This window comes from Cognatundibacterium oligocarboniphilum (genome assembly GCF_013377855.1).
Lineage (GTDB): Bacteria > Pseudomonadota > Gammaproteobacteria > Burkholderiales > Burkholderiaceae_D > Undibacterium > Undibacterium oligocarboniphilum.
In genome coordinates this window covers 365,000-382,426 of sequence record NZ_JABXYJ010000005.1, presented here as the reverse complement: position 1 = coordinate 382,426, position 17,427 = coordinate 365,000, and the positions used below count along the sequence as shown (strand labels likewise).

General features: G+C 48.9%; 16 protein-coding genes. 3 read left to right on the top strand and 13 right to left on the bottom strand.

The window, feature by feature from the left end:
* Positions 1 to 7: 7 nt before the first annotated feature.
* From lpxA to rpsB, 12 genes are all read right to left on the bottom strand, one after another.
* On the bottom strand, positions 8 to 799 hold the full coding sequence (gene lpxA / locus HV832_RS11070) for an acyl-ACP--UDP-N-acetylglucosamine O-acyltransferase (protein ID WP_176803945.1): 792 nt from the start codon (positions 797 to 799) through the stop codon (positions 8 to 10).
* Entirely contained in the window at positions 796 to 1,257 is a 462-nt protein-coding gene (fabZ, locus tag HV832_RS11065; RefSeq protein ID WP_176803884.1) for a 3-hydroxyacyl-ACP dehydratase FabZ, read from the bottom strand. Before fabZ ends, lpxA begins: the two co-directional genes overlap by 4 nt.
* Positions 1,254 to 2,315: a UDP-3-O-(3-hydroxymyristoyl)glucosamine N-acyltransferase gene (gene lpxD / locus HV832_RS11060; RefSeq protein WP_176803883.1), complete on the bottom strand. Its 1,062-nt coding sequence runs from the start codon at positions 2,313 to 2,315 to the stop codon at positions 1,254 to 1,256. The genes fabZ and lpxD overlap by 4 nt, the downstream gene beginning before the upstream one ends.
* 3 nt (positions 2,316 to 2,318) lie before the next feature.
* On the bottom strand, positions 2,319 to 2,843 hold the full coding sequence (locus HV832_RS11055; protein ID WP_399310707.1) for an OmpH/Skp family outer membrane protein: 525 nt from the start codon (positions 2,841 to 2,843) through the stop codon (positions 2,319 to 2,321).
* Positions 2,844 to 2,869: 26 nt separating this feature from the next.
* Entirely contained in the window at positions 2,870 to 5,221 is a 2,352-nt protein-coding gene (bamA, locus tag HV832_RS11050; RefSeq protein ID WP_176803882.1) for an outer membrane protein assembly factor BamA, read from the bottom strand.
* 69 nt (positions 5,222 to 5,290) lie between these two features.
* Positions 5,291 to 6,661, bottom strand: coding sequence for an RIP metalloprotease RseP (gene rseP, locus HV832_RS11045; RefSeq protein ID WP_176803881.1), 1,371 nt, complete (start codon positions 6,659 to 6,661; stop codon positions 5,291 to 5,293).
* Complete coding sequence (gene ispC, locus HV832_RS11040) at positions 6,658 to 7,833, bottom strand: 1-deoxy-D-xylulose-5-phosphate reductoisomerase (RefSeq protein ID WP_176803943.1); 1,176 nt, start codon at positions 7,831 to 7,833, stop codon at positions 6,658 to 6,660. Before ispC ends, rseP begins: the two co-directional genes overlap by 4 nt.
* A gap of 31 nt (positions 7,834 to 7,864) precedes the next feature.
* Entirely contained in the window at positions 7,865 to 8,680 is an 816-nt protein-coding gene (locus HV832_RS11035; RefSeq protein WP_176803880.1) for a phosphatidate cytidylyltransferase, read from the bottom strand.
* A 242-nt stretch (positions 8,681 to 8,922) separates the two neighbouring features.
* A complete protein-coding gene (gene frr / locus HV832_RS11030) occupies positions 8,923 to 9,483 on the bottom strand; it encodes a ribosome recycling factor (protein ID WP_176803879.1) in 561 nt (186 codons plus the stop codon).
* A gap of 83 nt (positions 9,484 to 9,566) precedes the next feature.
* Positions 9,567 to 10,283, bottom strand: coding sequence for a UMP kinase (gene pyrH, locus HV832_RS11025; protein ID WP_176803878.1), 717 nt, complete (start codon positions 10,281 to 10,283; stop codon positions 9,567 to 9,569).
* Positions 10,284 to 10,441: 158 nt separating this feature from the next.
* Positions 10,442 to 11,323 (bottom strand): translation elongation factor Ts, encoded by an 882-nt coding sequence (gene tsf, locus HV832_RS11020; RefSeq protein WP_176803877.1) that lies wholly within the window; start codon positions 11,321 to 11,323, stop codon positions 10,442 to 10,444.
* A 131-nt stretch (positions 11,324 to 11,454) separates the two neighbouring features.
* Positions 11,455 to 12,201 (bottom strand): 30S ribosomal protein S2, encoded by a 747-nt coding sequence (gene rpsB, locus HV832_RS11015; protein WP_176803876.1) that lies wholly within the window; start codon positions 12,199 to 12,201, stop codon positions 11,455 to 11,457.
* A 300-nt stretch (positions 12,202 to 12,501) separates the two neighbouring features.
* Here rpsB and map point away from each other — a divergent pair, with 300 nt between their 5' ends.
* The 3 genes from map (at position 12,502) to HV832_RS11000 (ending at position 16,708) form a co-directional block, all read left to right on the top strand.
* Positions 12,502 to 13,326, top strand: coding sequence for a type I methionyl aminopeptidase (map, locus tag HV832_RS11010; protein ID WP_317889322.1), 825 nt, complete (start codon positions 12,502 to 12,504; stop codon positions 13,324 to 13,326).
* 11 nt (positions 13,327 to 13,337) lie between these two features.
* Positions 13,338 to 15,893 carry a [protein-PII] uridylyltransferase gene (locus tag HV832_RS11005; protein ID WP_176803874.1) on the top strand — a complete coding sequence of 852 codons (2,556 nt, stop codon included), beginning with the start codon at positions 13,338 to 13,340 and terminating at the stop codon, positions 15,891 to 15,893.
* Positions 15,894 to 15,961: 68 nt separating this feature from the next.
* Positions 15,962 to 16,708: a pseudouridine synthase gene (locus HV832_RS11000; protein ID WP_176803873.1), complete on the top strand. Its 747-nt coding sequence runs from the start codon at positions 15,962 to 15,964 to the stop codon at positions 16,706 to 16,708.
* Positions 16,709 to 16,874: 166 nt separating this feature from the next.
* Here the strand turns inward: HV832_RS11000 and def are convergent, their stop codons facing one another.
* Entirely contained in the window at positions 16,875 to 17,408 is a 534-nt protein-coding gene (def, locus tag HV832_RS10995) for a peptide deformylase (protein WP_176803872.1), read from the bottom strand.
* Between the last annotated feature and the right edge of the window lie 19 nt (positions 17,409 to 17,427).

Sequence of the window (17,427 nt, the reverse complement as noted above, 5' to 3'; positions counted from 1 at the left end):
CAGATAATTAACGAACAATGCCGCGTGTTGATTCGTTCAGGAATTCACGCATCAACGAGACCTGAGATGCGGCTGCCGGATCCAGCGTTTCTTCATAGCTGTGCAACGCGACTTTGGCTTCTTCCAGCGTCAGTCCTGATTTATAGGTCAGCTTGTAAGCATGACGAATTGCATTCAGCTGGGCACGGTCAAAACCTCTGCGTTTCAGACCTTCCAGATTCACGCCATGCGCCTGCGCCGGATTTCCCGACAACAGGACAAAAGGCGGCACATCCTGCGTCAGGCTGGTATTCATCCCGACAAACGCATGGGCTCCGATCTTGCAGAATTGATGGACAGCAGAAAATCCGCTCATGATCACCCAGTCACCAATCTGAACATGCCCTGCCAGTGCCGCATTATTGGAGAAGATCGTGTGGTTACCGACTGTGCAATCATGGGCAATATGCACATAAGCCAGGAACCAGTTATCGTTTCCGATTTTGGTGATACCTTTGTCCTGAGTGGTACCGCAGTTAAACGTACAGAATTCACGAATTAAATTCCGGTCACCGATTTCAAGATAAGTGATTTCACCGCCATATTTTTTATCCTGGGGGGGGCCGCCTATCGAAGAAAAAGGATGAAAGTGATTATCCCGCCCAATCGTCGTATGCCCATCAATGACGACATGTGAACCAATCTTTGTCCCAGCCGCAATGCGTACATGCGGACCGATAATGGCATAAGGTCCAACCTCAACGGAGCTGTCCAGCTGAGCCTGGGGATCAACCAACGCTGTTGAATGAATTGGCATTATTTCTCCGCGGCATCGTCTGTTGTGCGCATGGTGCACATCAACTCGCCTTCGAGGGCAAGCTGTCCATCCACCGTACCTTTTGCTTTATATTTCCAGATGCCACGGGCCACCTTCAGAATTTCAACTTCCATTTTCAACTGATCGCCGGGTTCAACCGGTCGTTTAAATCGCGCACCGTCAATTCCAAGGAAATAAACGATCGTTTTGTCGTCCGGTTTTTGTCCCATAGTCAGGAAAGACAGAATAGCGGCTGTCTGCGCCAATGCCTCGATCATTAATACGCCCGGCATTACGGGTTTATTGGGAAAATGCCCATTAAAGAACTCTTCATTCGCCGTTACATTTTTGATTGCAGTGATGGTTTTTCCACTTTCCCAGTTCAATACCCGGTCTACCAACAGCATCGGATAACGATGTGGCAAATATTCTTTAATTTCGTTAATGCAAAGTGTATTCATGATGTCTTTTCAGTCAATGTTTTGATTGTCTTTTCCAGTTGGCGAATTTTTTCGCGCATACCGGATAAATTACGAACGATAGCAGCAGTTTTTTCCCAATCCGCATTTTTTGCCAGAGGATAAAAACCCGTATATTGCCCAGGCTCGAGAATGGATCTCGAGACCATGCTGCCAGAAGAAATGTGAACATGATCAACGATAGTCAGATGCCCCAGAACCATTGCTGCGCCCCCAAACGTACAGTGTTTGCCAATTTTTGCGCTACCGGCAACACCAACACAGCCAGCCATTGCAGTATGCTCGCCAATATGGCAGTTATGGCCTATCTGAATCTGGTTATCAAGTTTGACGCCATTTTCAATAATCGTATCTGCGAGGGCACCACGGTCAATGCTGGTGTTGGCGCCAACCTCAACGTCATCACCAATCATGACACGCCCAGTTTGCGGGATCTTGATCCAGGAACCGCGTTCATTAGCAAAACCAAAGCCATCAGCACCGATCACTGCACCGGAATGAATAATGCAACGTTGACCAAGCTCGCAATAGTCGTAAATACTCGCATTGGCATGAATGATCGTTCCGCTCCCGATGCGGACACCACGGCCAACAGACGTGCCCGCATGAATCACCACATTGCCTTCAATCACCGCCTCTGCCTCAATGCTGACGTGAGGGCCAATGCTCGCATCAGGTGCAATTACTGCGTGCGGACTCACCCAGGCGTCCGGGTGAATGCCTGGAACAGGAACAATTGCAGCCAGAGATGCAAAGTATTGGGCGGAACGGGCAAAATAAACGTAAGGATTTGAGGTCAGAATACATGCCCCAGGATACTGGGATGATATCTGCGCGTGATCTGTCTCCGTGAGTATCAACGCAGCGGCATGGGTTGACGCTGCCTGCTGACGGAGTTTTGAATTTGAAAGGAAGGTTATATGAGATTGGCCGGCATCACTCAAAGGAGCAATACCGGTTACTGTCAGGTCTGGTGAACCAATTAATTGACCACCGAAGCGATCGACCAATTCTCCCAGCCGAGTGCTTGTCGTGGTCATGGCTTATTTGGCGAGTGCTTTAAGAACCTTGTCGGTAATATCAACGCGAGGATTAAAATAAACAGCATCCTGCAAAACAATGTCGTATTTTTCTGTTTCTGCAATTTGCTTCACAACTTTATATGCTCTATCGACCAGTGCAGCGATTTCTTCATTTTTCCGCTGATTCAGATCTTCATTAAAAATCCGCTGTTTGCGTTTGAAGTCCTGATCCAGATCAGCCAGCTCACGCTGTCGCTTGATTCTTTCCGACTCAGACAGAACAGGAGAATCTTTGTCCAGTTTTTCGGCCATCGCTTTGATCCGGGTTGCAAGATCCTGCAACTCTTTACCACGCTTGGAAAATTCCTGTTCAATCTTTGCCTCTGCGGCTTTTGCCGGGGCAGATTCGCGGATAACACGCTGAGAATCAAAAATCGCGATTCTCGAATCCTGTGCTTGCGCCTGAGATAAACCCACAAAGCAGGCCGCACAAATCACCAGACGCTGCAACAATTTGGACGGGGTAATATGCTGACTCAAAATAATCTCCGTAACCTCTATGGCAAAACTAATTAAAAACCTGTACCCATCTGGAACTGGAAGGCTTGCTTCTTATCATCCGGTTTTGCGTTCAGCGCACGACCAAAACTGAGCTTCAGCGGCCCTACAGGAGATATCCAGCTGATACCGATACCGGCGCCAAAACGCAGGTCGCTCCAACGCATTTTCTGTCCTTCATCAAACACCTGACCACCATCCAGGAAAGTGAACCAACGCAAAGATTTATCTGCGCCAGGGAAAGGAATCTGTAATTCTACATTACCCAGAACCCGGCTGGCACCACCGGTCGCATTGCCATAAGGGTCTTTTGTACCCAGCGATGAAGGCTCATAGCCACGCACGGAGCCGATACCACCAGCATAGAAGTTCTTGAAAATCGGGTATGGCTTACTACCAATTCCATGACCATAATCAAATTCACCGTTTAAAGCCAATGTGACCGAACGATAAATAGGCTTGAAATACTGAGCATTGTAAATAGCGCGGTAGTATTTGAAATTACCAATCGCCGCCAATTCCAGATTGGCGCGCTGATAACGACCGATCGTCGGCGTCAGAACACTGTCTCGGCTATCGCGCTGCCAAGCAACCGTCATCGGGAACGAATTCGTTGTCGCTGTTCCCACGCCATAGTAAGGGTCAGTAGGATCTTTTACCCCATTACCATAGGCAGCAACATAGCGCAAATAAGCCTGCGGACTACCTGTAATATAGGTTTCTACTTTTGTCCGCTCAAAACCCTGTCCAAAGAATACGGTATCCACCTCTGAGAATGGGACGCCGAAACGCAGGTTAGCGCCGGTCGTCTGTACGCGGTAATCACCGATACTGCCAATAATCGGACGTGTCGTTCTCAGATAAGCCTCTACGCTACGACTAATGCCGTCATCCGTAAAATAAGGGTCAGTATGCGCCAAAGCAACCGTGCGGTACTGACGGCTGGTATTGATTTCAAGACCAATGGTATCGCCGCTGCCAAAAGCATTAGCCTGCTGAATGGCACCTGTCAGCGTCAACCGTTCCGCACTGGAGTAGCCCGCACCAAAAGTCAGATTGCCAGTCGGTTTTTCTGTGACCGACAAATTCACGTCCACCTGATCCGTACTGGTAGCCACTTCCGGCGTCTCAAGTTTTACATCACCAAAATAACCAAGGCGTTCCACACGGTCTCTGGACGCCTTGATTTTCTCACCATCATACCAAGAGCTCTCAAACTGACGGAATTCCCGGCGGATCACTTCATCCCGCGTACGGGTATTACCGGCCAGATTGATGCGCCGGACATAAACCCGTTTTCCACCATCAACGAAAACGGTAAACGCCACTTCTTTCTTTTCTTTATCCAGAATCGGATTAGCATTCACATTCGCAAAGGCATAACCAAAATTCCCCATGCGTTCAGAAATTCGTTTAGTGCTCTCGGTCAGCCGGGCAGCGTTGTAAATATCCCCCTTCTTTAACAACATTAACGATTTCAACTCATCTTCACGCCCATACATGTCGCCCTCAAGCTTGATGTCGGAAATCGTGTATTTATCACCCTCGGTCAGATTAATGGTGATGTATATATCTTTTTTATCCGGAGTGATCGAGATCTGGGTAGACAGAATCTGCATTTCCAGATAACCACGATTCTGATAAAACGAACGTAGCGTTTCAATATCGCCGGATAATTTTTGCTTGGAATATTGGTCAGCTTTGGTGTACCAGGAAAACCAGGTTGGCGTATTCAATGCCATCAGGTCACGCAGCTCGCTATCTGAAAAAGCCTTGTTGCCGATAATATTAATCTGTGCAATACGGGCAATCTCGCCCTCGTTCACCGCAAAAGTCACTTTAACGCGATTACGTTCAATCGGCGTGATTGTTGTGGTGATCTGCATCCCGTACAAACCTTTTGACAGGTACTGCCGCTTCAGCTCCTGCTCAGCGCGGTCAACAGTCGCCTTATCGAAAATTCTGGATTCACCGATACCAATATCTTTCAGAGCCTTAACCAACGCGTCTTTTTCGAATTCTTTAGTACCGGTGAATTCAACACCTGCAATCGTTGGGCGCTCATCCAGTAATACAACCAGAACTCCGTTCTGCTCTTCAATTTGGATATCCTTGAAAAAACCTGTTGCGTACAAGGACTTGATGGCCGCCGTACTTTTTGCGTCATCAAAAACCTCACCCACTTTCACGGGCAGATAGCTGAATACAGTGCCGGCTTCCGTCCTTTGCAAACCTTCGACACGAATATCCTTGACTGTAAATGGCTGAATGGCAAAGGCACTGCCCGAGCAGACTGCGAATGCAGCCAATGCGATGGAACGAAGGGGAAAATTTGGCAAAGTGGATCGCTCAATATGTAATTTCATTGGGTGTACAGTTCTCTCAATACTCTCAATTATGCTATCTGAAATGCGTCTTTATCATTAAACCGGCTATTATGACATCAGTCTTGCGATGTCATTAAAAAAAGCGATAGCCATGATCGCCATTAATAACGCAACACCTGCCCGTTGCGCCATTGCATTAAAACGTTCAGATACTGGTTTGCCAGTCAAAACTTCCAGCGAATAATACAACAAATGGCCGCCATCTAACACCGGAACGGGGAGCAAATTCATGACACCCAGACTGATACTGATCAATGCCAGAAAACTGAGAAAACTGATCAACCCTGAGCGAGATGTCTGACCGGCATAGTCTGCAATGGTCAGGGGCCCTGTGATATTTTTTAAGGACGCCTCGCCAGCCACCATTTTTCCCAGCATTTTGAAGCTCAAAATGCTGGCATCAAACGTCTTTTGCGCACTTTGAGCAATAGCTTCACCCAACGTACTGCGCACGGTCAGCATTTCTGGCGTCAGCGTAAGCTGCACTTTCAGACGCCCGATTGCTTTACCATTTACCGTATCGGCAACCGGAGTCGCCTCAATATCCAACTCCTGAGCCTGCCGCAATACATGCAATTTTAATTTTATCCCGGCCGAGGCATTGATTACTTCCGTCAAAGCGAGACCATCAAGCACCGGGCGATTATTGATCTGCGATATGACGTCCCCCTGCTTCAGACCGGCCGCCTGTGCCGGACCATCAGGCAGGATCTGTCCCAATACCGCCGGTGGCCGCTGAACGGAAAAACCTAACTGGTTCAGAAAATCACCTTCCAGATCATGATTACTCAGATGATTAAGTGGCAGAGTGACTATTCGTTCAGCAGAAATACTGTGATTATCATCGACGGCCTGTCGGCTGACCGCAATTTCAGCATCCTTTTTTTCGAGCCCGCGTTGCATCAGAATCCAGTGAACATCATTCCAGCTGCGCACAGACCGTCCATTAATACGCTGAATCAGATCACCCTGCCGCAAACCTGCATGATAGGCAACCGAATCGACAGATGGGACACGTATTTTGGCAACAGGTTCAGGAACGCCATGTACGAATAAAATCGTATAGAGAAAAATTGCCAGCAGAAAATTGGCGACCGGACCGGCAGCCACGATGATGATGCGTCTCCATACAGATTGACTACAAAATTCCCGCGCCATCTCGTCGGGAGCAATCGGCATATCACCTTGCTCCCGGACATCCAGCATTTTTACATAGCCGCCGAGAGGGAGCATAGAAATCGCCCATTCGGTCTGATCTTTACCCAGCTTTCTCGAATAAATAATTCTTCCTATTCCGACGGAAAACCGCAATACTTTGACACCGCATAATCGAGCTGCCAGGTAATGACCAAGCTCATGAATGGTGACCAGGGTGCCGATTGCCACCAGGAAGGCAACGATAGTCCGTATCAGTGTCATGATGTGATGAGTGCACTGGCTACAAGTCGGGTACGGGCATCGGCAGCCAGAATACTTTCGAGATCATGTGCCGAATCGATTCCAATCTGATTCAGGCATCGCTCAATAATCTGATCAATCATACGAAAACCAATTTTCCCATCCAAAAACGCTTGGACAGCAACTTCATTACTTGCGTTCAATATCGTTGGTGCAGAGCGACCGGCCCCGAGTGCCTGATAAGCAAGACTCAAACACGGGAAACGCTGAAAATCAGGTGCCTCAAAATTCAGCCGCCCCACTTTAATCAGGTCAAGCGGACTGACGCCGGAATCAATCCGCTCAGGATAGGCCAGACCATAAGCGATTGGTGTGCGCATGTCCGGATTTCCCAGTTGCGCCAGAACCGAGCCATCCGCATAAGACACCATAGAATGAATCACGCTTTGCGGATGAATCACTACCTCAATCGATTCTGCCGGGGCAGAAAATAACCAGTACGCCTCAATAACTTCCAGACCTTTGTTCATCATCGTGGCAGAGTCAATCGATATTTTTTTACCCATCACCCAGTTAGGATGTGCGATTGCCTCTTCAGGTGTCACCTTGTCCAGACTGGCAATATCCCGTTTCAGGAAAGGACCTCCGGATGCAGTCAGTAAAATTTTACGTACCCCACGCTGCGCCATTTGACCATCGTAATTCGCTGGGAGACATTGAAAAATCGCATTATGTTCGCTGTCGATAGGCAACAATACAGCACCGCTGGCTTTTATCGCATCCATGAACAGCGCACCTGACATCACGAGTGCTTCTTTATTTGCTAGCAAAACCTTTTTACCTGCCCTGGCGGCCGCTAAAGATGCAGGCAAACCTGCAGCACCAACAATCGCTGCCATGACTGTATCGCATCCTGATGCAGATGCCACCTCACACAATGCATCGGAACCATGCATAATCTGTACATGACCAGCATCAGTTCCAGCCAACAGTTTATGCAGCGCATCGGCCGCCTCAGCAGTTCCCACCACAATCACCTCAGGACGATGCAACCGGCATTGCTGCGCCAGCTTCTCCACCTGCGTATGCGCAGTCAGTGCATAAATGCGATAACGATCCGGATGCTGGCCAATGACATCCAGAGTGGAAACACCGATCGACCCGGTCGACCCTAAAATACAAACACGCTGCATCATCTCTTTACTCATTTTATTATTCTTACGATCAGTACCACATTTCCAGCAATACTGCGAGGGGCAATACCGGTATCAGAGCGTCAATCCTGTCCAACACCCCACCGTGACCAGGCAAAAGCCGACTACTGTCTTTCATTCCGACCCGGCGCTTCAAAAGAGATTCAAACAAGTCACCAATGACACTTGCGGCACACAGCAAAGTCATCACGACTGCAAGTATGATCCAGCCTTTGCGCAACCATATCTGACTGGCGAATGTATCCTGTAATTGTGGAATTTGTGTCGAAATCGCAGACAGGACAAGAACTGCACACCAGCCGCCAATTGCACCCTCCCAGGATTTCCCGGGGGAAATAGAAGGTGCCAATTTGCGTTTCCCGAAAGCTTTACCGGCAAAATAGGCGCCAATATCAGCAATCCAGACGATACACATCACCGACAGCAGATACAACGGAGACATCCGGAACAATACAGCCATTGCGATGAAGCATCCGAATATGCTGATGGCATACAGCGTGCTCAATATGCCATTTGAAAAACCAAAATCCGGCAAGCCCTTAAATAATAACGGGGTAAGACGCAACGCCCAAAATGCCACACATAGGGAAAATAGCAACTGGGTCGAAAAACTTTCCAGATGAAATAATAAAAAACCAAAGAAGCCAGTCCACAACATCGACATAACAACAGGCGCAGGTTTTTTAAATAAACGCTGACACTCCCAGATTGCTGCTCCAAAAAACAAAACAACAACAAACGAGAAAGCAATATAGTTGGCGGAATACAATACCGGAAACAAGATGCCAAGCAGTACCAATGCGGTAATGACACGGGTTTTTAACATCAGCGACTTTCAAAAAATTATTTTCCGGGACAGGGTAGAAAACCCGACTCCCGGCATTCCGGGATTAAAAATCAACAATCCACCAATATGATGACACTAAAAAATAAGCTTAAATCCCTGTGACCAGCCAGCCGACAAAAAATCACCGTTCGTACCCGCCATGCTGAAAACATGTGCGGACAGGAACGGTTGTTTTTTATTTCTGATTGCCTGACTCATGAAGCGATACGGTATCAAAGGGCTTATACCGTCAATACTTCTTTTTCTTTCTCAGCCAGCAATTTATCAACTTCGGCAACAAATTTGTCGGTCAATTTCTGGATATCATCCTGCGCGCGGCGCTCATCATCTTCAGAACACTCTTTATCCTTCAACATTTTCTTCAGCGACTCATTGGCATCGCGACGAATATTACGGATAGCAATCTTGGCGCCCTCGCCCTCGGTCTTGACCAGCTTCACCATTTCTTTACGGCGCTCCTCAGTCAGCGGCGGCGTAGGAACACGAATCATATCTCCCTGACTGGACGGATTGAGACCAAGATCGGAATCACGGATCGCTTTCTCAATGACGTTCAACATCTTTTTTTCCCAAGGCTGCACGCCGATGGTGCGTGCATCAATCAAAGTCAGGTTTGCCACCTGACTCAGATTGGTTGGTGAACCGTAATAATCCACCATGACATGATCCAGAATTCCGGTGTGCGCGCGGCCTGTCCGGACTTTTGCCAGATCAGCCTTCAGAGTCTCAATTGACTTCTGCATACGCTGATCACTGTTTTTTTTAATTTCTGCTACGGTCATACTGTCCTCCTATACATCATTTCGGGCATTCTATGCGCAAAAAAATCTTATCAAAATCAACTCATCCAATCAGAGAGGCTGCATTATACGTGGACTAAGGTTCCTTCGTCTGCCCCCATGATGACATTCTTCAGCGCACCCGGCTTCACGATTGAGAATACTTTGATTGGCAGCTTCTGATCCCTGCACAAGGCAAACGCAGTTGCATCCATTACCTGTAAGTGACGGGAAATAGCCTCATCAAAAGAGATTGTGCTAAAGCGGGTCGCATTCGGATCTTTTTTCGGATCTGCCGTATAGACCCCATCCACCTTAGTCGCTTTGAGCACAATTTCAGCGCCGATTTCAGAGCCGCGCAATGCAGCTGCCGTATCAGTCGTAAAGAAAGGATTTCCCGTTCCTGCAGCAAACACAACCACCTTCCCCTCTTCCAAATATTGCAGCGCCTTAGGGCGAACATACGGTTCAACAACCTGCTCAATGCCGATTGCCGACATCACACGGGCAGTGATGCCAACCTGGCGCATGGCGTCCGCCAGAGCCAGCGAATTCATGACGGTTGCCAACATTCCCATATAATCTGCAGTTGCGCGATCCATGCCCTGAGCTCCGGGAGCAACGCCGCGGAATATATTACCGCCACCGATCACAATGGCCAACTCAACACCCAGGCGGGATATCTCAGCCACATCCGCAACCATACGCTCAATCGTGGCACGGTTAATACCAAATGGATCATCGCCCATCAAGGCTTCGCCAGAGAGCTTCAAGAGCACACGCTTGTAAGCAGGTTTTGTCATGACAGGACTCCTTCTGGAAAATTAAAATTAGTAAAACAAAAAATCATTTGATCTGTGTAATCGCACCAATTACACAAATCGAATAAAACTTCATTCCCGGCTGTCTGGCAAACACCTTAAAAAAACGGGCCTTTCGGCCCGTTTTCTGTTACGCCTGATTACGCTTGTTTTGCTGCAGCCACCTGAGCTGCCACTTCTGCTGCGAAATCATCCACTTTCTTTTCGATGCCTTCGCCAACAACAAACATCGTGAACGCCTTAACAGATGTATTGCATGCTTTCAGCATCTGCTCAACAGTCTGTTTATCGTTTTTCACGAAAGGTTGATTCAGTAAGGAAACTTCCTTCAGGAATTTTTGCACAGAACCTTCAACCATCTTCGCTGCGATATCAGCTGGCTTACCAGATTCAGCTGCTTTCTGCTCAGCAACAGAGCGCTCTTTTTCGATCAGTTCTGCAGGAACCTGTTCTGTAGACAGGGAAACTGGCTTCATCGCTGCGATATGCATTGCCACATCTTTACCGACCTGCTCATCGGCACCATCAAACTCCACGATCACGCCAATACGTGTGCCGTGCAGATAAGATGTCAGTTTTGCCGGTGTTTCGAAACGGGCAAAACGGCGGAAAGACATATTTTCACCAATCTTGCCGACCAGTGCGGAACGCACTTCTTCAACCGTCTTACCTTCGAGTGGCAATGCACCCAAAGCAGCGACATCAGTCGGATTGTGTTCAGCAACCAGCTTTGCACAGGCGTTAGCCAAAGCGATGAAATCATCGTTCTTGGTCACAAAATCGGTTTCGCAATTAACCTCGATCAGCGCGCCAACATTACCAGCTATATGAGAAGCAACCACGCCTTCTGCAGTAATACGGGAAGAAGCTTTAGATGCCTTGCTACCCAGTTTCACACGCAGAATCTCTTCCGCACGGTCCATATCACCATCCGCTTCCGTCAAAGCTTTTTTGCACTCCATCATTGGCGCATCCGTCTTTGCGCGCAACGCGCCAACCATTGCTGCTGTAATCGCTGCCATGTCATTCTCCTAATTCAGTAGTGCCTCAGGCACCGATCATCAAATTTAGTTTAAAAAAAAGGGCGACCACAGTTGCCCCATTTTTCATTCCCGGCTCACGTCAGCAAGCCGGGTGAGTTACTTCAACAAGATTACGCTTGCTCAACTTCCACAAATTCGTCAGAGCCAGGCTTTACCGCTTCCAGAACTTCATTGACCGCATTTGCGCGACCTTCCAGAATCGCATCTGCAACACCGCGTGCATACAGAGCAATCGCTTTGGAAGAGTCATCGTTACCAGGGATAACATAAGTGACGCCTTCCGGGGAGTGGTTAGTATCAACCACGCCGATTACGGGAATACCCAGTTTGGCAGCTTCAGTGATCGCACCTTTGTGATAGCCAACGTCAACCACGAAGATTGCATCAGGAATACCACCCATATCCTTGATGCCGCCGATGGATTTTTGCAGCTTGATCATTTCACGTTGGAACATCAACGCTTCTTTTTTGGACAATTTTTCAACGGAACCGTCTTCGATTGCCACCTCCATCTCTTTCAGACGCTTGATCGATGTTTTGACTGTTTTGAAGTTGGTCAGCATGCCGCCCAACCAGCGCTGATCAACGAATGGCATGCCAGCGCGTTGCGCTTCAGCAGCGATGATATCGCGAGACTGACGCTTAGTGCCAACCAGCAGAACTGTGCCACGATTAGCAGACAGCTGACGAATATACTTCATCGCCTCCTGGTACATAGACAATGTCTTTTCCAGGTTAACGATATGAATCTTGTTGCGGTGACCGAAAATGAACGGTGCCATTTTTGGATTCCAAAAACGGGTTTGGTGACCAAAGTGCACACCAGCTTCCAGCATTTCACGCATTGTTACAGACATAATAACTCCAGGGTTAGGTCTTGAATCCAGCCAGTGATCTTCCTGATTAATTTCAGTCAGACACCCTTTTCGACCGGATTCGATTAATAAAAAATAAATTAACTTGAGCAAATTAAGCATCAACCACAAGCTAACCATCTATTCTACTATAAATTCCGATATTTTCTCAAGTCGGAAGTAGGACGCCACAGGCAAGAGTACGGTTCCTCGACTATAATTCCAGCTTTATGTGCCTCAGCTCGAGTAGCCCGCACCAACATCTGCGGGCACGCAGCCCATTCTATAGCCCAAATAGTTAAAATAAAAGAAACAAAAATGGAATCCATCTCAATCAAAACCGCAGAAGATATTGCAGGAATGCGTATTGCCGGCCGCCTGGCCTCCGAAGTCCTCGACTACATCACTCCATTTGTACAAGTCGGCGTAACGACTGGCGAACTCGATCGCCTGTGTCATGAATACATGGTCAATGTGCAGGGCAGTATCCCTGCTCCACTGAATTATTGCCCACCTGGCTACACCCCTTACCCGAAAGCCATCTGCACATCCGTGAATGACGTCATTTGTCACGGCATTCCTGGCGACAGAGTGCTGAAAAGCGGCGATTCGGTGAATCTGGATATTACAATTATCAAGAATGGTTATCACGGTGACACCAGCAGAATGTTTCTGCTCGGCGAACCATCCATTATGACCAAGCGTCTGAGTGAAATTACCTATGAATGTATGTGGCTGGGTATATCCAAAATCAAGCCGGGCGCTCATCTCGGCGATATCGGCTATGTCATTCAACAACACGCAGAAAAAGCAGGCTATAGCGTCGTGCGCGAATTTTGCGGCCATGGAATCGGTAAAATTTTCCACGAAGCACCACAAGTCATGCACTATGGAAAACCCGGTACGATGGAAAAACTGGAAGCTGGCATGATTTTCACTGTTGAACCGATGATCAACGCCGGACGTCGTGAAATCCGCGAAATGGGTGACGGCTGGACGATCCGTACCAAAGACCGCAGCCTGTCAGCCCAATGGGAACATACCGTACTGGTCACCGAAACCGGTTTTGAAGTGCTGACATTATCAGCAGGCTATCCACCAATCCCTGATTTCATCAAGCTCGCATAAGGCAAAGAATAATGCTGTCACCGGCGCTAGCTTTCAAAGAAGACATAAAAAAAGCACAGACTGCTGTGATTGATAATTACCGCGACAGTCGCAAAGCAGAAAAACTGTTGCATGACCTGTGTCGTAATGTCGATCACACGCTGGATAAAATCTGGAAGCATTTTCAGATGCCTAAAGACTGCTCTCTGATTGCTGTCGGCGGTTATGGCCGGGGAGAATTATTTCCGCATTCGGATGTCGATGTTCTGATACTGCTCAGTCAGACTCCGGATACAGATCTGAGGGACAAGCTGGAAAATCTGGTGCAGCTATTCTGGGATATCGGTCTTGATATCGGGCACAGCATCCGTACGGTAGATGAATGCCTGCAAGAATCAGCAGCAGATATCACCGTGCAGACCAGCCTGCTGGAAGCCCGGCTAATCACCGGTAGCCGGAAATTATTCTGGGAACTGCAGCAGCGCTATGCGGAAGCAATGAATCCGCAAAAATTTTTCCAGGAAAAGCTGCTCGAATTACAGCAGCGCCATGTCAAATACGAAGATACCCCTTACAGCCTGGAGCCTAACTGCAAGGAAAGCCCCGGTGGTTTGCGCGATCTGCAGGTTATTTTGTGGGTGGCAAAAGCAGCCAATCTGGGAAATTCCTGGGCTGAACTGGCTGGCCGCGGATTGATTACAGATACCGAGGCACGTCAGTTAAAGCGTAACGAACGGGCTTTCAAAGATATCCGCATCCGCCTGCATGCCCATGCCGGCCGGCGTGAAGACCGCCTAATTTTTGATGTGCAGACTCCGATTGCCGAGTCATACGGTTTCAAAACTACCGATTCGCGCCGCGCCAGCGAATATCTGATGCAGCGTTATTACTGGGCAGCCAAAGCGGTCACCCAACTGAACCAGATTTTGTTGCAAAATATTGAAGCGGTCTTGTTTCCGCAGCCATCCGTGCCGCGGCCAATCAACGAACATTTCAATGAAGTGAATGGCTTTATTGACATTGCGCGCGACGACACATTCGAGTCTGCGCCCTCAGCCTTGCTGGAGGTATTTCTGGTACTTGCCAAGCATAGCGAATTGAAAGGTATGACAGCGCGAACCCTGCGCGCCATGTGGCATGCCCGCCTGCTGATGGATGCAGAATTCCGGCACGATATTTTTAACCGTGCCCTGTTTTTACAAATACTGCAGTCGCCGCAAGGGATTACCCATGCGCTGCGTCGAATGAACCAGATGAGCATTCTGGGAAGATATCTTCCTAATTTCCGCCGCATTATCGGGCAAATGCAGCACGATCTGTTTCATGCCTACACGGTTGATCAACACATCCTGATGGTTGTGCGCAACCTGCGCCGCTTCACAATGGCAGAGCATGCGCACGAATACCCGTTTTGCAGCCAACTGATGGCAAACTTCAACCAGCCCTGGGTGTTGTATATTGCGGCATTATTTCATGATATCGCCAAAGGGCGCGGCGGCGATCATTCAGTACTCGGTATGACCGACGCCAAAAAATTCTGCTATGACCACGGCTTGACGAAAGCGAATACCGAACTAGTGGTATTTCTCGTTAAAAATCATCTGACCATGTCGCATGTGGCACAAAAACAGGATTTATCCGACCCGGATGTTGTCAGAAATTTCGCCGCACTGGTGAAAGATGAACGCCACCTGACTGCCTTGTATCTGCTGACAGTTTCCGATATTCGCGGCACGAGCCCAAAAGTCTGGAATGCGTGGAAAGGCAAGTTGCTCGAAGACTTATACCGCATGACGCTCAGAGTGCTTGGCGGTGAAGCGCCCTCCAAAGACCGGGAACTGAAAAATCGCCAGGAAGAAGCGTTAAAAGCATTGCGGCTGGCCGGCATCAGCCCCGATGCCCATGAACGCCTGTGGGAACAACTGGATGTCTCTTACTTCCTGCGTCACGATGCCTCGGACATCGCCTGGCAAACAAGAGTCCTGCATGACAAGATCAGCCATCCGACACCGGTCGTCAAATGTCGTCTTGCACCGATTGGTGAGGGTCTGCAAGTTACGGTCTACGTGAAAGACCAGCCGGATCTGTTTGCACGCATCTGTAACTATTTTGATGGCAAGAATTTCGGCATTCTGGATGCCAAAATTTACACCACCAAAAATGGCTATGCGCTTGATACATTCATGGTGACCGAGCCGACATTCGCCAATCAGTACCGGGACATCATCAATCTGATTGAACATGAGCTGAGCGAGGTTCTGGCGCAACAGACACCACTATCACCTCCAAACTGCGGACGCCTGTCGCGCATGTCGCGCAGCTTCCCAATCGTGCCGACGGTGGATTTGCGCCCCGATGAAAGAGGTCAGTATTATCTGCTCTCGATCTCTGCCAACGACAGAAACGGCTTGCTGTATGCGATTGCGATGGTACTGGCCAAATATAAAATCAATCTGCATACCGCCAAAGTGATGACCCTTGGTGAACGTGTGGAGGATGTTTTCATCGTTGATGGTGCAGCCCTGCAAGGTGCAAGAACCCAAATCCAGTTTGAAACCGAATTACTGGAAGCTTTGCGCGTGGGGTAAACAACGCATCATTTCAACTTTATCGTCACCCCGGCGCCGCTTTCCGGCGCTGATGCTTTTATTTTCTTATGACTGAACTAGTACGACTTTCAAAACGCATGTCCGAACTCGGATTATGCTCCCGCCGTGAGGCAGATGAGTGGATTGCCCGTGGCTGGGTACGTGTGGATGGAAAAATTGTTGCCGAACTGGGTAGCAAGGTGCTTCCACATCAGCGCGTCAGCGTCGAGCGCCAGGCTGCGGCCGAGCAGTCAAAGCGTGTGACCATATTGATCAACAAGCCGGTCGGCTATGTCAGTGGTCAGGCGGAAGATGGCTATACGCCAGCCATAGCACTCGTAAAACCGGAAAACCGCTGGCCGGAAGACAAGGTGCAGACGGTATTTCACCCGACCCAATTGCGCAGCCTGGTGCCGGCCGGTCGTCTGGATATCGACTCGGTGGGCCTGTTGGTATTGACGCAGGATGGACGTATCGCAAAACACCTGATAGGCGAAACAACTTCGGTCGAGAAGGAATATCTGGTACGGGTTGCCTACAGCAAACCAGGGCGCCTGCCGGATGCCGACCTGCGTCGCTTAAATCACGGACTGAGCCTGGACGGCAAAAAACTGCTGCCGGCCAAAGTGACCTGGCAAAACGAAGATCAGCTCAACTTCATTCTGCGGGAAGGAAAAAAACGCCAGATCCGCCGCATGTGCGAACTGGTAGGATTGAGAGTCATCGGACTCAAACGCGTCCGCATCGGCAAAGTCAAACTGGGTAAATTACCTGAAGGACAATGGCGTTATCTGCGGGATGATGAGGAATTTTAATTTTACACATACTCCCCCTGATTTCAGAAAAACCGCCCTGTCTTCCTCATTAAATAAAGTCTTTAAAACATACTCCCAGGGGGTATGTTTTAAAGGTTAATGACAACTGAGTAAGCTCATACATATCGAACAGCAAAGCATTGCAAGAGCAATCGGCATCAGATGCTCAGTCGTCCATGGCAGGATCTAATTCGGGAAACAGGATTTCAGTAAATCCGAACTGAGTCAGATCCCGGATGCGGCGCGGGTACAAAATGCCATCCAGATGATCGCATTCATGCTGCACGACCCGGGCGTGAAAGCCATCCACTTCGCGACTCAAGTGATTGCCGAACTGATCCATGCCCGCATAATGCAGAGCAGACCAGCGCGGCACCAGTCCCCGCATACCCGGCACGGACAAACAGCCTTCCCACGCATCATCCGTGGCATCCGAAAGTGGTGTCAGTACCGGATTGATCAATACCGTTTCCGGCACCACCGGCGCATCCGGATAACGGGAGTTGGATTGAAAACCAAAAATCACCAGCCGCAGATTGACCCCGATTTGCGGCGCCGCCAGCCCTGCACCATTGGCTGCCCGCATCGTGTCAAACATATCGCTGATCAGCTCATGCAAGGCCGGGGTATTGAACTCGGTGACCGGTTCTGCAATCCGCAGCAAGCGCGGATCACCCATTTTTAAAATTGGATGAATCATTTACCTCACCTTTTCTGGC

Bases quoted from the DNA above. Each gene is read 5' to 3' on its own strand.
- fabZ (WP_176803884.1), bottom strand. From the start codon at position 1,257: ATGAATACACTTTGCATTAACGAAATTAAAGAATATTTGCCACATCGT.
- lpxD (WP_176803883.1), bottom strand. From the start codon at position 2,315: ATGACCACGACAAGCACTCGGCTGGGAGAATTGGTCGATCGCTTCGGT.
- bamA (WP_176803882.1), bottom strand. From the start codon at position 5,221: ATGAAATTACATATTGAGCGATCCACTTTGCCAAATTTTCCCCTTCGT.
- rseP (WP_176803881.1), bottom strand. From the start codon at position 6,661: ATGACACTGATACGGACTATCGTTGCCTTCCTGGTGGCAATCGGCACC.
- ispC (WP_176803943.1), bottom strand. From the start codon at position 7,833: ATGCAGCGTGTTTGTATTTTAGGGTCGACCGGGTCGATCGGTGTTTCC.
- HV832_RS11035 (WP_176803880.1), bottom strand. From the start codon at position 8,680: ATGTTAAAAACCCGTGTCATTACCGCATTGGTACTGCTTGGCATCTTG.
- frr (WP_176803879.1), bottom strand. From the start codon at position 9,483: ATGACCGTAGCAGAAATTAAAAAAAACAGTGATCAGCGTATGCAGAAG.
- pyrH (WP_176803878.1), bottom strand. From the start codon at position 10,283: ATGACAAAACCTGCTTACAAGCGTGTGCTCTTGAAGCTCTCTGGCGAA.
- tsf (WP_176803877.1), bottom strand. From the start codon at position 11,323: ATGGCAGCGATTACAGCAGCAATGGTTGGCGCGTTGCGCGCAAAGACG.
- rpsB (WP_176803876.1), bottom strand. From the start codon at position 12,201: ATGTCTGTAACAATGCGTGAAATGCTGGAAGCTGGTGTGCACTTTGGT.
- HV832_RS11005 (WP_176803874.1), top strand. From the start codon at position 13,338: ATGCTGTCACCGGCGCTAGCTTTCAAAGAAGACATAAAAAAAGCACAG.
- HV832_RS11000 (WP_176803873.1), top strand. From the start codon at position 15,962: ATGACTGAACTAGTACGACTTTCAAAACGCATGTCCGAACTCGGATTA.
- def (WP_176803872.1), bottom strand. From the start codon at position 17,408: ATGATTCATCCAATTTTAAAAATGGGTGATCCGCGCTTGCTGCGGATT.